The organism is Mitsuaria sp. BK037, from assembly GCF_014193045.1.
Classification (GTDB): Bacteria; Pseudomonadota; Gammaproteobacteria; order Burkholderiales; family Burkholderiaceae_C; genus Roseateles.
Map to the genome: position 1 here is coordinate 526,010 of NZ_JACHYS010000001.1, position 12,607 is coordinate 538,616.

At 71.2% G+C, this 12,607-nt stretch carries 17 protein-coding genes and 1 pseudogene; 12 read left to right on the forward strand and 6 right to left on the reverse strand.

The features are described 5' to 3' along the window. Window positions 1-28 precede the first annotated feature (28 nt). Window positions 29-502 carry an NINE protein gene (locus tag FHT37_RS02320; RefSeq protein WP_183478651.1) on the reverse strand — a complete coding sequence of 158 codons (474 nt, stop codon included), beginning with the start codon at window positions 500-502 and terminating at the stop codon, window positions 29-31. After that, window positions 499-1,098, reverse strand: a complete 600-nt coding sequence (locus FHT37_RS02325) for a GNAT family N-acetyltransferase (protein ID WP_091723490.1) — start codon at window positions 1,096-1,098, stop codon at window positions 499-501. The genes FHT37_RS02320 and FHT37_RS02325 overlap by 4 nt, the downstream gene beginning before the upstream one ends. Before the next feature lie 274 nt (window positions 1,099-1,372). Here FHT37_RS02325 and rpsP point away from each other — a divergent pair, with 274 nt between their 5' ends. The 6 genes from rpsP (at window position 1,373) to FHT37_RS02355 (ending at window position 5,556) form a co-directional block, all read left to right on the forward strand. Continuing rightward, window positions 1,373-1,642 carry a 30S ribosomal protein S16 gene (gene rpsP, locus FHT37_RS02330; RefSeq protein ID WP_091723493.1) on the forward strand — a complete coding sequence of 90 codons (270 nt, stop codon included), beginning with the start codon at window positions 1,373-1,375 and terminating at the stop codon, window positions 1,640-1,642. A 16-nt stretch (window positions 1,643-1,658) separates the two neighbouring features. Beyond that, window positions 1,659-2,255 carry a ribosome maturation factor RimM gene (gene rimM / locus FHT37_RS02335; protein ID WP_183478652.1) on the forward strand — a complete coding sequence of 199 codons (597 nt, stop codon included), beginning with the start codon at window positions 1,659-1,661 and terminating at the stop codon, window positions 2,253-2,255. Between the two features lie 20 nt (window positions 2,256-2,275). After that, window positions 2,276-3,067, forward strand: coding sequence for a tRNA (guanosine(37)-N1)-methyltransferase TrmD (gene trmD, locus FHT37_RS02340; RefSeq protein ID WP_091723499.1), 792 nt, complete (start codon window positions 2,276-2,278; stop codon window positions 3,065-3,067). 205 nt (window positions 3,068-3,272) lie between these two features. Next, entirely contained in the window at window positions 3,273-3,641 is a 369-nt protein-coding gene (rplS, locus tag FHT37_RS02345; protein ID WP_091723501.1) for a 50S ribosomal protein L19, read from the forward strand. Window positions 3,642-3,774: 133 nt separating this feature from the next. Next, window positions 3,775-4,545, forward strand: coding sequence for a CoA pyrophosphatase (locus FHT37_RS02350; protein WP_183478653.1), 771 nt, complete (start codon window positions 3,775-3,777; stop codon window positions 4,543-4,545). Window positions 4,546-4,566: 21 nt separating this feature from the next. After that, entirely contained in the window at window positions 4,567-5,556 is a 990-nt protein-coding gene (locus FHT37_RS02355) for a CobD/CbiB family protein (protein ID WP_091723506.1), read from the forward strand. Window positions 5,557-5,563: 7 nt separating this feature from the next. On the opposite strand, the gene FHT37_RS02360 is transcribed toward FHT37_RS02355, so the two are convergent. Genes FHT37_RS02360 through FHT37_RS02370 form a run of 3 tightly spaced genes read right to left on the reverse strand, consistent with a single transcriptional unit; the run spans window position 5,564 to window position 7,572 of the window. After that, window positions 5,564-6,367, reverse strand: coding sequence for an SDR family NAD(P)-dependent oxidoreductase (locus tag FHT37_RS02360; protein WP_091723509.1), 804 nt, complete (start codon window positions 6,365-6,367; stop codon window positions 5,564-5,566). Between the two features lie 36 nt (window positions 6,368-6,403). Then, the gene (locus FHT37_RS02365) at window positions 6,404-7,063 is read right to left on the reverse strand and encodes an RluA family pseudouridine synthase (protein ID WP_091723511.1); all 660 of its coding nucleotides are present in this window, start codon (window positions 7,061-7,063) and stop codon (window positions 6,404-6,406) included. Window positions 7,064-7,095: 32 nt separating this feature from the next. Next, window positions 7,096-7,572, reverse strand: coding sequence for a tyrosine-protein phosphatase (locus tag FHT37_RS02370; protein ID WP_091723514.1), 477 nt, complete (start codon window positions 7,570-7,572; stop codon window positions 7,096-7,098). A 112-nt stretch (window positions 7,573-7,684) separates the two neighbouring features. Between FHT37_RS02370 and FHT37_RS25250 the strand changes: the two are divergent. The 4 genes and pseudogenes from FHT37_RS25250 to FHT37_RS02385 form a co-directional block, all read left to right on the forward strand. Next, window positions 7,685-8,089: pseudogene (locus FHT37_RS25250) on the forward strand (VOC family protein); the annotation flags it as partial. 468 nt (window positions 8,090-8,557) lie between these two features. Then, entirely contained in the window at window positions 8,558-9,007 is a 450-nt protein-coding gene (locus FHT37_RS25255) for a questin oxidase family protein (RefSeq protein WP_255489558.1), read from the forward strand. After that, on the forward strand, window positions 9,004-10,257 hold the full coding sequence (locus FHT37_RS02380) for an MFS transporter (RefSeq protein WP_183478655.1): 1,254 nt from the start codon (window positions 9,004-9,006) through the stop codon (window positions 10,255-10,257). The genes FHT37_RS25255 and FHT37_RS02380 overlap by 4 nt, the downstream gene beginning before the upstream one ends. Next, entirely contained in the window at window positions 10,254-11,012 is a 759-nt protein-coding gene (locus FHT37_RS02385) for a metalloregulator ArsR/SmtB family transcription factor (protein WP_183478656.1), read from the forward strand. The genes FHT37_RS02380 and FHT37_RS02385 overlap by 4 nt, the downstream gene beginning before the upstream one ends. 35 nt (window positions 11,013-11,047) lie before the next feature. Here FHT37_RS02385 and FHT37_RS02390 read toward each other — a convergent pair whose 3' ends face one another. Further along, window positions 11,048-11,602 carry a thioesterase family protein gene (locus tag FHT37_RS02390; protein WP_183478657.1) on the reverse strand — a complete coding sequence of 185 codons (555 nt, stop codon included), beginning with the start codon at window positions 11,600-11,602 and terminating at the stop codon, window positions 11,048-11,050. A gap of 126 nt (window positions 11,603-11,728) precedes the next feature. Here FHT37_RS02390 and FHT37_RS02395 point away from each other — a divergent pair, with 126 nt between their 5' ends. Continuing rightward, window positions 11,729-12,271: a YbaK/EbsC family protein gene (locus FHT37_RS02395; RefSeq protein ID WP_091723527.1), complete on the forward strand. Its 543-nt coding sequence runs from the start codon at window positions 11,729-11,731 to the stop codon at window positions 12,269-12,271. Then, window positions 12,268-12,549: a DUF1289 domain-containing protein gene (locus FHT37_RS02400; protein WP_183478658.1), complete on the forward strand. Its 282-nt coding sequence runs from the start codon at window positions 12,268-12,270 to the stop codon at window positions 12,547-12,549. Before FHT37_RS02395 ends, FHT37_RS02400 begins: the two co-directional genes overlap by 4 nt. Window positions 12,550-12,607 lie beyond the last annotated feature (58 nt).

The window sequence follows — 12,607 nt, forward strand, 5'->3', positions numbered from 1 at the left end:
GGCTGGGGCGGGCTGCGCTCGCGGGCGGCTACTGGCTGATCTCGCGGGCGGCTTCGACCTGGGATTCGAAATAGCGCTGCGCCGAGAACGCGATCGTCGCCATCAGGCAGGCGCCGCCCACCATCAGGCAGGCGATGACGCCGAGGATCGGCCACCAGCCGGTCTTGCGCACCGGCTGGCCCGGATTGAAGCGCTCGGCCCAGCGCTCGTCCGGCATCAGGCCGTAGACGATGCCGGCCAGCATGCTCTGCGCCAGCATCAGCCCCAGCAGCGGAATCAGGAACCAGGCCACGACGTCGTCCTGGCCCAGGGTATCCATCCGGTGGACGCCATACAGCCCCAGCAGCGTCGGCAGCGGGTGCAACCAGCCCAGCCGGTCGCCGAAGCCGTGGAGATAGAAGCGGTGCGCCCCGAGGCTGCCAAGCGCGAAGCTCAGCCAGGTGGCCACGGTCTTGGACTTGGCGTCCGCGCCGCCGCCGTCGGTCGGGGCAAGGGCGCTCATGCGGCGGGCGTCGGATCCGGGGTGGCCGGCGCGGTCGCCGGGGCGGCGCCGGTGGGCGAGCTGGTGTCGCCCTGGCCCAGCTGGCGCTGCATCAGCACCACGTCCAGCCACTTGCCGAACTTCCACCCGGCGGCCTTCATGACGCCGACGTCCTCGAAGCCGTGGCTGCGGTGGACGCCGATGGAGCCCAGGTTCTGCGAATCGCCGATGACGGCGATCATCTGCCGCGCGCCGGCGGCTTCGCAGCGCGCGATCAGCTCCGCTAGCAGCAGGCGGCCGACGCCTTGTCCCTGCGCCTGTGGCGCGAGGTAGATCGAGTCCTCGACGAAATAGCGATAGGCCAGGCGCGGGCGGAAATAGTTGGCATACGCGTAGCCGAGCACCTGTCCGTCACGCTCCGCGACCAGGTAGGGCAGGCTGCGGCTGAGCACCTCGGTCCGGCGGCGGGCCATCTCGGCGCGATCGGGGACCTCGGTCTCGAAAGTGCCGGTGCCGTGCAGCACCGCGTGTTCGTAGATCTGCTGGATCGCGGCGATGTCGCCTTCCAGGCTGGGGCGGATCAGGAGCGGGGAGGAACTGCTGGTGGTTGTCGTCATTGGGGGAGGAGGACAAAGCGTCAAGAGCGAGTTTATAATGCCGGGTTTTGGCGCTGGCCCCTGGGTGTGGCTGTCACGCTTCGAAGCTTCCTGATCCGGGGCTGAGGGGGCGAAAGACGGACCGGGGGCGTATCTACGGTGCCAGCTGCCGACCTGTCCCGGGGACTCGATGCGCGACACACGCGCTCCCCGCACGGAACGGTCGGTTCATTGTCTGCTTGCCCCTGTGTGTCTCCCTGGTGCGGTGGAACGCTCAAAACCTGAAGGATAGATCATGGTCGTGATTCGACTCTCCCGCGGTGGCTCCAAGAAGCGTCCGTTCTACAACATCGTCGTGACCGACAGCCGCAACCGCCGCGACGGCCGCTTCATCGAGCGCGTCGGCTTCTACAACCCGGTCGCCTCCGGCAATGCCGAAGGCCTGCGCGTCTCGCAAGACCGCGTGTCGTACTGGGTCGGCGTGGGCGCCCAGCTGTCGCCGGCCGTCGCCCGCCTGGTCGACGTGTCCAAGAAGGCTGCCGCTCCGGCCGCCGCCGCTGCCTGATCCTCGGATCGCAGTGATGAAGCAGGCGCCTGACGACGTGATCGAGTCCTCCCCGGCCTTTCCGGAAGACGCCATCGAAGTCGGGCGCGTGCTGGACGCCTGGGGCATCAAGGGCTGGCTGAAGATCCTCAGCCACTCCGCCGATGCCCAGGCGCTCTTCGCCTCTCGCCGCTGGTTCCTGAAGCCCAGCGAGAAGGCCCTGCCGGGCAAGCCGCATGTCGTGCCGCCCGTGCTCAAGATCCTGGCTGTCCGCGACCACGCGGACGGCATCGTCGCCCAGGTGGAGGGCGTGGCCGACCGCAATGGCGCCGAAGCGCTCAAGGGCGCCCGCATCTTCGTCTCGCGCAGCGTGTTCCCCGAGACGGACGACGGCGAGTTCTACTGGGTCGACCTGATCGGCATGTCGGTCGTCAACAAGGACGGCACCACGCTGGGCGAGGTGATCGACCTGATCGACACCGGCCCCCACTGCGTGCTGCGCATCCTGCCCGCCGGCAAGACCGCACCGGTCAAGCCCGATGAAGAGATCCTGATCCCGTTCGTGAACGCCTATGTCGGCGACGTCGACAAGGCCGCGCGGGTCATCCCGGTCGACTGGGATCTCGACTACTGAAGCCGCGGGCCTGACTGCCCATGCGCTTCGACGTTCTCACCCTGTTCCCCGAACTCTTCGACCCCTTCCTGCGGGTCGGCGTGACGCGTCGCGCCTATGAGAGTCGGCAGGTCGACGTGCGTCTGTGGCAGATGCGCGATTACGCCGAGGACAACTACCGCCGCGTCGACGACCGCCCGTTCGGCGGCGGTCCCGGCATGGTGATGCTGGCCGCGCCGCTGGAGCGCGCGCTGGCTGCCGTGAAGGCCGATCGTGCCACCGCCCATCCGGGCGTGCCCGCCGTGATCCATTTCAGCCCGACCGGCCGCCGGCTCGACCAGGCGCTGGCGCGCGAGTTGGCCACGGGCGAGGGCGCCATCCTGCTGTGCGGCCGCTACGAAGGCATCGACCAGCGCGTGCTGGACCGCCACGTGACGATGGAGATCAGCCTGGGCGACTTCGTGTTGTCGGGCGGCGAACTGCCGGCGATCGCAATGCTGGACGCCATCGCCCGCCTGCAGGACGGCGTGCTCAACGATGCCGCCTCGCACCAGCAGGACAGCTTCTCCGACGGCCTGCTGGACTGCCCCCACTTCAGCCGTCCCGAGGTCCTGGAGACGCCCGAAGGACCGTTGCCGGTGCCGCCGGTGCTGCTGTCCGGCCACCATGCCGAGATCGCGCGCTGGCGCCGCGAGCAGTCGCTGGCGCTGACGCTGGCGCGTCGCCCGGAGCTGATCGAGGCCGCGCGCCGCGACGGCCGGCTTGACAAGAAGGACGAGAAATTCCTCGCCTCGCTCGCCGGTGGGACGGCTGTCAGGCCGCACAAAGTTTGACGGTCGCCCGCCCACGTCTATAATCGCCGGTTTTGCCGATCCTCTACCGGGCTGATGGGGCAAGGGCAGTACAGGACCAAGGGAAACCAGGGTCCAGGGTGCTGTTGGTTGAATCCCCACGCGGGCGGCGCCGAAGATGTCTTTCGATGGCGGCCAGTCCTGGAATCATCCTGATTCGCGCCGGCACGATCACCAGGAGATCCTCGTGAATCTGATCCAGACCCTCGAGCAAGAAGAAATTGCTCGCCTGAACAAGACCATCCCCGCGTTCGCCCCCGGCGACACCGTGATCGTCAACGTGAACGTCGTCGAAGGCACCCGCAAGCGCGTGCAGGCCTACGAAGGCGTGGTCATCGCCCGCCGCAACCGCGGTCTGAACTCCAACTTCATCGTCCGCAAGATCTCGAGCGGCGAAGGCGTGGAGCGTACCTTCCAGCTGTACAGCCCCCTGATCGCCTCGATCGAGGTCAAGCGCCGCGGCGACGTCCGTCGCGCCAAGCTGTACTACCTGCGTGAGCGTTCGGGCAAGTCGGCGCGCATCAAGGAAAAGCTGTCCTTCAAGGCAGCCGAATAATCCTTCGGCGCACGCCCCCTCAAAGCCGCTCCAAGGCCCTGCCCGGAGCGGCTTTGTCGTTTCTGGCGTCCAATCGGGGCTTCGCGCCCCGGGCGCCCACGAACAAGTCCGGCTCACCGGACGATCCCGCCGCATGTCGACGCCTTCCCCCAGCCGTCCCGCCATCAAGGATCCCCGCGTCGTTCCCGTCGCCGGCACCGATGCCCACCTGCCGGCCGTTCCGCCGGAGCGCCTGACCCCCGCCTGGCTGCGCCAGCGCTTCCTCCATCCGCCCGACATCGATCCGGAGATTCCCGGCGACGGCGGCATCTTCCCCGGCCGCATCACGACCCAGGCGGCGGTGCTGGTGCCGCTGGTCCAGCGGGCGTCCGGCCTGCAGGTGCTGCTGACGCAGCGCACCGCGCACCTGCGCGACCACGCCGGCCAGGTGAGCTTCCCCGGCGGCCGCGCCGAGCCCGAGGACGGCTCGCCCGAGCGCACCGCGCTGCGCGAGGCGCAGGAGGAGATCGGGCTGGAGGAGCATCACGTCGACCTGATCGGCCAGTTGCCGGTCTACCGCACGGTGACCGCCTACGAGGTCACCCCGGTGGTCGCGTTGGTGCGCCCCGACTTCTCGCTGCGGCTGGACGCGTTCGAGGTGGCCGAGGCCTTCGAGGTGCCGCTGGCCTTCCTGATGGACCCGGCCCACCACCAGCGCCACAGCTTCGAGTACGAGGTCCCCGGCACGGACGGCCCGCTGATGGGACGACGCCAGTTCCTCTCCATGCCGTGGACGGGGCCAGGTCTTGCGGTCTCGAACGCGGACCCCGACGTCGCCCTCACCGCGGCCAGTCCGAAGGAGTTCTTCATCTGGGGCGCGACGGCGGCGATGTTGCGCAATCTCTACCGCTTCCTGCAGGTCTGACGCCCGCTATCATCCCGGGCCATGAACTTCTTCGCGGTCTTGCTGGCGCTGGTGTGCGAGCAGCTCAAGCCTCTGCCGCACGGGAACCCGGTCCACCAGGGCATGATCGCCTGGGTGCGCTGGACCGGGCGCAACTTCGACGCGGGACGGTCGCATCACGCGGCCGTCGTGTGGACGATCACCGTCGTCGGCCCGGCGCTGCTGGTCGGCGCGATCTACGCGCTGGTGCGCCCCTACAGCCTGCTGCTGTCGCTGGCACTGGACGTGCTGGTGCTCTACCTGACGCTGGGCTTCCGCCAGTTCAGCCACTACTTCACCGACATCCGCGACGCGCTCGAGCGCGGTGACGAGCTCGAGGCCCGTCGCCTGCTGGCCGAATGGCGCCATCTGGACGCCAGCGAGCTGCCGCGTACCGAGCTGCTGCGGCATGTACTGGAGCACTCGCTGCTGGCGGCGCACCGGCATGTCTTCGGTGTCTTCTTCTGGTTCGTGCTGTTCTCGACGCTGGGCCTGGGGCCGGCCGGCGCGGTGCTGTACCGGATGGCCGAATTCGCCGGCCGCTACTGGGCCTTCAAGAGCCGCACGCTGGACGCGCCGACCAACGAGCGCCTGATGGCGCTGTCGCGCAAGCTGTTCGGCATGATCGACCACATCCCGGCGCGCCTGACGGCGACCGGCTTCGCCATCGTCGGCAATTTCGAAGAGGCGGTGAACGCCTGGCGTCGCGACGCGGCGCTCTGGGCGCATGACAACGAGGGCATCATCCTGGCCTCCGCGGCCGGCGCCGTCGGCGTGCAGCTGGGCGGCAGCGCCGCGCCGGGCGTGACCCCCGACCGCAGCAAGACCTTCGAGTCCGGCGGCGACATGGACGCCACCCGCGCCGAGGGCTCGACCGGCGGCGTGCCGCCGCAGCTGGGCCACCTGCAGAGCGTCGTCGGCCTGGTCTGGCGCTCGGTGGTGCTGTGGATGATGCTGCTGGCGCTGCTGACGCTGGCGAACCTGGTCGGCTGAACGACGCTCAGGCGTCGCGCACGTCGGCAAGCACCTGCTGGCCGAAGTCGTCGCGCGCCAGGAAACGCAGCACGCGCGTCGCGGTGTCCTCGGCGCTGACGAGCTGGCCCTCGGCCTTGAACGCGGCGAAGCGGTCGCGGTCCGGGAACTTCGACGCATCGCCACCGCGCAGCTGCGCCTGCATGTCGGTGTCGATGATGCCTGGCGCCAGTGACACGACACGCGCCGCCCGCTCGCCCTGCGCGGCCTTGTGTTCCTCGTCCAGCGCCATCGCGCGGCTGAGGTTGTCCATGCCGGCCTTGGCCGCGCAGTACAGGGCGCTGCCGGCCATCGCGCGGCGACCCAACCCGGACGAGATGTTCAGCACCTTGCGCGCCGCCGGCCAGTCGCGCGTGGCGTCGAGGAAGGCGGCGCTCAGCAGCACCGTGGCCTCCAGGCCGACGCGCAGCGCGGCGGACAGCACCTCCAGCGATTCCCCGTCGATCGGTCCCGGCGGCGTGACGACACCGGCGTTGTTGATCAGCGTGGCCGAGCGCCAGTCGCGCGGCTGCGTGCGCAGCCAGTCGGCCAGGTGCCGCGCAATCGCCAGCGGCGCGGACAGGTCCGCCTGCCATTGCTGCAGCGGCAGGCCGCGCTCGTGGGCGAAGCGCTCCAGCGCCTCGCTGCGCCCGCGGGCGATGCCGACCACCAGGTGACCGGCCGCTAGCGACTGGCGCGCCAGCGCTTCGCCCAGGCCGCGGGAACTGCCGGTGATCACGGTGAGGGCGGTGGGGGCGTTCGGGACGCCGGGGGCGTCGGGGGAAGGGGACATGACGAGGACTCCTGGGTCGGACGGCGCAAGGGGCGCTCAGAACGCGGGGGGCGAATGCAGCGACAGCGGCGGCGCGTCGAGCACCGCCGGCAAGCGCAGGTCCCGCGCGTGCAGCAGCAGGCGCGGCGCGCGGGCAAGGATCTCGGGCGGCGCGTACAGCGCGTCGCCGAGGATGGGGTGGCCGGCGGCCAGCAGGTGCACGCGCAGTTGGTGCGAGCGCCCGGTGACCGGCTCCAGCTCGACGCGTGTGGTGCCCGCGGCGAGGTCGCGATGCAGCACCCGCACCCGTGTGAGGCTGGGTTTGCCGCGCTCGGCATCGACCATCTGGCGCGGCCGGTTGGGCCAGTCGACGATCAGCGGCAGGTCGATCTCGAACGCATCGCGCGCGACCAGACCATGCACGACGGCCTCGTAGCGCTTGTCGACGAGCCGGGCCGCGAAGGCCTCGCTGAGCGCGCGCTGCATCGCCTCGCCGCGGGCGAAGACGATCAGCCCGGAGGTCGACTGGTCCAGTCGATGGACGATCAACGCATCGGGCCAGCGCGCCGCGACACGGGCCCAGGCGCAATCCTGCTTGTCCTCGCCGCGACCCGGCACCGACAGCAGGCCCGACGGCTTGTCGACGACAACACGATCGTCGTCGGCGTGCAGGACCTGCGGGTCGAGGTGGGCGAAGGGCAAGGGCGAGGGCGACATGAGGGGAATTGGGACGCCGGTTCCGACGCGCGTCAGAACTGGTGGATCCAGCCGGACTGCAGCGCCGATTGGGGATTCGATCCGGCGGCGCTGACCGCGGCGAGCGCTTCCGCCGCCGGCATGCCCAGGCGCTTGAGCACGCAGGCCGCCATCGTGCCGGTGCGGCCCATGCCGGCGGCGCAATGCAGCAGCGCGCGATCGCCCATGCGCAGGCCCTGCGCGACCTGCTCCACCCCTTGCCGGAAGGCGGCGGCATCCGCGGCGAGGCCGAAGTCGCGCATCGGCACATGCAGCCAGCGGAACGGCATCCGGCCCTGCGCGACCGCCTTGTGATACGCCGGCGACAACTCAGCCACCTCCTCCAGCGGATTGAGGCAGACCAGCATGTCGAGCCGGTTCAGCCGCGCCTCGTCGAGGAAGGCGCTCCAGGGCTCGCGGCGGCCCGGCATCGACTGCAGCCAGAGCCGGCCGGGGACGTCATCGGGGAGGGGAAGGGGTCGGAAAGCCATGGGCGCGATTGTCGGGTCTCCCTGCGGGGAAGAGTGTTAATAAACAAACTGTTTATTAAATCGATGAGCGGCGCGATCATGGCGCAACGACAGCAAGCACAAGGAGCTCGCCATGATCAAGATCCAGGGCCTCGACCACCTCGTCCTGCGGGTGCGGGACCTGTCCGCCTCGCTGCACTTCTACGTGGACCTGCTCGGCTGCACGGTCGAGCGCCGCCAGGACGCGATCGGCCTGGTGCAGCTGCGCGCCGGCGCGCAGCTGATCGACCTCGTGCCGCTGGACGGCAAGCTCGGCAGCGCCGGGGGCGCGGGGCCGGGCGCGGAGGGGCGCAACGTCGACCACTTCTGCCTGCGGGTCGAGTCGCTGGACGAGCCGGCGCTGCGCCGCTGGCTGACCGAACGCGGCGTGCGCGTCGATGCCTACGGCTCGCGCTACGGTGCGGAGGGCGACGGCCCGTCGCTGTACCTGTTCGATCCGGACGACAACGAGCTCGAGCTCAAGGGGCCGCCCTGGCCTGCGGGCCTGCACGAGGCGCTGGACCGGTCGGTCCGTTTCGGCCCGATGTACGGCACCGAGGCGATGCCGCTGTTCAACCACCTGCCGATGGCGCTGGGCGCGCTGGCGCGGCTCGGCGCGCCGCGCGCGGCGTTGCAGCGGCAGATCGACCACTGGGCGCCGCTGTCGCGTCCGGCCGTGGCGGACGACATGCCCGCCCCGACGGTGGAGGAGGCCTTGCTGCGCGTGCTGGACGTACCCGAGGCGCAGGCCTTCCATGTGGCGATCCGGCTGGCCTACGCGCTGCAGTCGGGGCATGCGAAGGAACTGGACGCGGCGCTGCGGACGACGGTGGGACTGACCTCGCCGCTCGGCGCGCCGGTGCCCTCGGGCCAGGGCAGCGCGCGCCTGCGCGACGTGATCGACGCGGTGCGCGCCGATCCGGCGATGGCCATGCCGGCGATGCCGGGCAGCCTGATCACGACCCGCATGCAGCACGCGGCGGCGCTGCCCGGCTTCGCGGCCTACGTCGAGCGTCCGCGCCTGACGCTGGACGACCTGGCCGAGGCCTCGCTGGCGGTCTACCTGGCGCGGCACCAGTTCGCCGCCTTGCACCTGGTGACCGGCACCCATGCGCTGCGGGTGCTGCTGGCGGCGGCGGCCTCGCGCGGTCTGGTCGTCGACGAAGGCCAGGTCCTGCGCAGCGTCTGGCGCGCCTGGCTGGGCACCTACCTGTCGGACCAGCGGCCGGCGCCGGCCTGGGCGCTGGTGCATGCGGGCAGCGCGTCCGAGGACGACTGGACGCGCGAGCTGCCCGCGCTGCACGAGACCATGAACGATCACCGCATCAAGGTCGCCGACGCCGCCCGCGAGGAGTGGCGCCATCGCGGCTGGCCCGGCTATGCCTTGTGCCTGCGCCGGGAAGGGGCCGCACAATGAGCGCCGTGCTGTCCTCGTCCGCGTCCCCTTCCGCCTCGCCGGCGCCGCTGCGCCATCCGCACCTGCTGCTCTGGGCCGTCTGCGCGCTCGCGCTGATGAGCACCGCCGGCGTCGCGCTGCCGTATCCGATCCTGGCGCCGATCTTCGTCGGCGGACCGGTGGATGACTTCACCCACTTCCTCGGCCTGCGGCCCGAGCTGTTGATGGGCCTGGCGCTGGCCGTGAATCCCGCCGGCATCCTGGTCGGCAGCCTGTTCGTGGGGCCGATGTCCGACCGCTACGGGCGCCGCCGCGTGCTCGGCATCACCATCACCGCGACGCTGGTCGGCTACGGGTTGAGCGCCTTCGCGCTGGCCTCGCGGGACTATCCGCTGTTCGTGCTGTCGCGCTTCGCGACCGGGCTGACCGAGGGCAATGTGGCGGTGGTGCGGGCGCTGCTGGCCGACTGGCATCCGCAGCTGGAGCGCACCCGCAGCTTCGCCTGGCTCAACGCGAGCCTCTACATCGGCTGGCTGGTCGGCCCGCTGCTGGGTGGCCTGACGCTGCCCTGGGGCGAGGCGGTGCCCTTCATCGTCGCCGCGGTCGTGCTGGTGCCCTGCCTGGTGCTGCTGGGCCTGGGGCTGCCGGACGACCGGCCGGCGGCGCGGCCGCAGGGCGGCCTGCTGGCGGCGATGCGGCGCCAGCAGTCGCTGGGGCTGGTGGTGCAGGACCCGGTGCTGCGGCATCTGGCGCTGCTGCAGCTGGCCTACACGCTGGGGGTCAATGCGCTGTACGAGTTCGCGCCGCTGTGGATGCTGCAGCAGGCCGGGCTGGGCAGCCGCGGGATCGCGCTGGTCACGGCGGTGCAGTGCGCCGCGATGACCGCGGCCAGCCTCTTCGCGGCCCGCATCGGCTCGGGGCCGACGCCGCTGCATCGCGCGGCGCGCTTCGCGGTGGTGGCGGCGATCGGGCTGCTGGCGCTGAGCCTGGCGCCGTCGTGGCTGGGGCTGGCGCTGATCCCGCTGCTGGGCGTGCCGCTGTCGTTCTACAACGCGCTGATGCCGGCGTGGATGTCGGAGCGCTTCGCCGCGCATGGCCAGGGCCGCGTGATGGGGCTGCTGACGACGGTGTTCTGCCTGTCCAACACGCTGATCGCGCTGATCGGCGGCGCGCTCGGGATGCTCTCGGCGCGCTGGATCATGCTGCTGGGCGGTGCGACCTGCCTGCTGGCGGCGATCGGTTTCATCCGCTTCGCGAGGCGCCATTCATGAGCCAGGGCAACGAGGACCGGCTGCTGTTCGAGCTCAAGAGCCGCGGCCCGCAGCCGGCGGCCGCGCTGGCGGCGGCGCTGGCGATCACGCCGATGGGCGCGCACAAGCTGCTCGCGCGGCTCCAGGAGCAGGGGCTGGTCGATGCGCGCGATGAGCGCCGCGACATGCGGTCGTTCGGTGAGGGGGCGGAGGAAGGCGCGGAGGAGGGCGAGGGCATGGTCAGGACCCTTCGCAGCGTTGAGAGCAGCGGCACCGACGAGCCGGGCGCCGTGTCGCGCCCGGGGCGGCCGCGCAAGCTCTGGGCCTTGACGGAGGCCGGGCACGGCCGCTTTCCTGATCGACATGCCGACCTGACGCTGCAACTGATCCAGCAGGCGCGTGCGGTGTTCGGCGACGCGGGGCTGGACCAGCTGATCTCCGCCCGCGAGCGCGACAGCGAGCAACGCTATCGCGCCGCGCTCGCGCGCTGCCGCACGACCGGCGACAAGGTCCGGGAGCTCGCCCGGCTGCGTGCGGAGGAGGGCTACATGGCGCGCGCCGAGCGCGCGGGCCGCGACTGGCTGCTGGTGGAGGACCACTGCCCCATCTGCGCCGCGGCGCGGAGCTGCCAGGGCTTCTGCCGCTCGGAACTGGCGCTGTTCCAGCGCTGCCTGGGACCGGCGCTCGCGGTCGAGCGCACCGAGCACCTGCTCGCCGGCGCGCGGCGCTGCGCGTATCGGATCAAGGCGGTCAAGGAAGAGGTCGCGGCGGATTGATCCGAGGACTGCCACGGCAGTCCTCGAATCGGTGGTCACGACACGATGTACGCCGCCGCTCCGGTGGCCAGCAGCCGCCCCTGTTCATCGGTGAACGCCATGCGCGTGTTGGCGACGCGGCTGCCCAGGCGCATGACCTCGGCCTCGCAGCGGAAGACGGCGCCGATGGCCGGGCGCAGGTAGTCCACGCGCAGGTCGATCGTGCCGAGCTTGGCGAAGCGCTGCAGCCGCTGCTGCGGCGCCTCGTCGAGGTGGCGCGCGCCGGTGGCGGCCATCACCGCCAGACCGCCCATCGCGTCCAGCGTCGCGCTGATCACGCCGCCGTGCAGCCGGTTGTGGGCGTAGTGGCCCACCAGGTCCGGCCGCATCCGGATGTGGGCCCGGACGATCTCATGCTGCAGCTCGTCGACCTTCAGCCCCAGCACCTGGTTGAAGGTGATCAGCCGCTCGAAGATCTCGCACAGCGCCTCGGTGAACTCCGGCTCGAACGGGCTCTTCACGCCAGTCGGCGCGGCGCCCGGGTCGTCGTGGATCGCGTCGGACGCGGTCCCGGCGGGGCCGGCCTTCGATTCATGCTTCGCATCGGTCATGAGCGCGGACCATAGCGCAAGCCCGCGCGCCGCAGGAGAGCGCTCCCCCTAGCCGCGCCTGACGCCGAGGTGACACGGCGACCCCGGCCCGCATCGGGTCGCTGACGCTTCGGCACAATGCGCGCCATGAGCGACACGACATTCCCTTCGACCGCCCCCGCCGCCGATGCCGCCCGCCCCGACGGCTTCCAGCGCGTGTGCGCCGCCTTGCGCGCGCTGTCCCATGAGCACGAGCCGCGCTGGCTCGAGGTCTCGGCCCGCAGCTCGCAGGAAGCGGCCGACGCGCTGGGCGTGGCGCTGGGCCAGATCGCCAAGAGCGTCGTGTTCCGGCGCAAGGCCGACGACGCGGCCGTGCTGGTGATCGCTTCGGGCGACAAGCGCGTCGACGAGCGCAAGCTCGAGGCCCACACCGGCAAGCTCGGCCGTGCCGATGCCGACTACGTGAAGGCGCGCACCGGCTTCTCGATCGGCGGCGTGTCGCCGCTGGGCTTCCAGCCGAGCTACGCCGCCGACGGCGACCCCGCGCCGCCGCTGCTCTTCATCGACCAGGAACTGTTCCGCTTCGATGCCATCTGGGCCGCGGCCGGGCATCCGAATGGCGTGTTCCTGATGTCGCCGCCGCAGCTCGTGGCGCTGACCGGCGCGCCGGTGATCGAGGTGACGCAATGACCGCCCCGACCGCGCTGCCAGCGGACGTCGACGCCCCGATCACCGCCGGGAACGCGCGGCGCACGCCGGAAGGGCGGGTGGCCTCGCCCTGCATCAACATCTGCAAGATGCATGAACCCACCGCGCTGTGCCGAGGCTGCGCGCGCACGATCCCCGAGATCGCCGGCTGGAGCAAGTCCGACGACGCGGACCGGATCCGGCTGCTCAACCTGCTGCCGCAGCGCCGCGCGCTGCTGGCCGCGCACGGCGCGCTCGCGACCGAGCCGCCGCGCGACTGATTCCGCGCGCTCCCCGATCCGCGCCCACGCCGCCGGCGACGGGCCCTCGACCCCAACG

Excerpts from the sequence above, each read along its gene's own strand:
- FHT37_RS02325 (WP_091723490.1), bottom strand. The coding sequence starts at position 1,098 with ATGACGACAACCACCAGCAGTTCCTCCCCGCTCCTGATCCGCCCCAGC.
- FHT37_RS02380 (WP_183478655.1), top strand. The coding sequence starts at position 9,004 with ATGAGCGCCGTGCTGTCCTCGTCCGCGTCCCCTTCCGCCTCGCCGGCG.
- FHT37_RS02365 (WP_091723511.1), bottom strand. The coding sequence starts at position 7,063 with ATGTCGCCCTCGCCCTTGCCCTTCGCCCACCTCGACCCGCAGGTCCTG.
- FHT37_RS25255 (WP_255489558.1), top strand. The coding sequence starts at position 8,558 with ATGCAGCACGCGGCGGCGCTGCCCGGCTTCGCGGCCTACGTCGAGCGT.
- FHT37_RS02320 (WP_183478651.1), bottom strand. The coding sequence starts at position 502 with ATGAGCGCCCTTGCCCCGACCGACGGCGGCGGCGCGGACGCCAAGTCC.
- FHT37_RS02370 (WP_091723514.1), bottom strand. The coding sequence starts at position 7,572 with ATGGCTTTCCGACCCCTTCCCCTCCCCGATGACGTCCCCGGCCGGCTC.
- FHT37_RS02385 (WP_183478656.1), top strand. The coding sequence starts at position 10,254 with ATGAGCCAGGGCAACGAGGACCGGCTGCTGTTCGAGCTCAAGAGCCGC.
- rimM (WP_183478652.1), top strand. The coding sequence starts at position 1,659 with ATGAAGCAGGCGCCTGACGACGTGATCGAGTCCTCCCCGGCCTTTCCG.
- FHT37_RS02400 (WP_183478658.1), top strand. The coding sequence starts at position 12,268 with ATGACCGCCCCGACCGCGCTGCCAGCGGACGTCGACGCCCCGATCACC.
- trmD (WP_091723499.1), top strand. The coding sequence starts at position 2,276 with ATGCGCTTCGACGTTCTCACCCTGTTCCCCGAACTCTTCGACCCCTTC.
- FHT37_RS02350 (WP_183478653.1), top strand. The coding sequence starts at position 3,775 with ATGTCGACGCCTTCCCCCAGCCGTCCCGCCATCAAGGATCCCCGCGTC.
- FHT37_RS02360 (WP_091723509.1), bottom strand. The coding sequence starts at position 6,367 with ATGTCCCCTTCCCCCGACGCCCCCGGCGTCCCGAACGCCCCCACCGCC.
- FHT37_RS02390 (WP_183478657.1), bottom strand. The coding sequence starts at position 11,602 with ATGACCGATGCGAAGCATGAATCGAAGGCCGGCCCCGCCGGGACCGCG.
- FHT37_RS02355 (WP_091723506.1), top strand. The coding sequence starts at position 4,567 with ATGAACTTCTTCGCGGTCTTGCTGGCGCTGGTGTGCGAGCAGCTCAAG.
- rpsP (WP_091723493.1), top strand. The coding sequence starts at position 1,373 with ATGGTCGTGATTCGACTCTCCCGCGGTGGCTCCAAGAAGCGTCCGTTC.
- FHT37_RS02395 (WP_091723527.1), top strand. The coding sequence starts at position 11,729 with ATGAGCGACACGACATTCCCTTCGACCGCCCCCGCCGCCGATGCCGCC.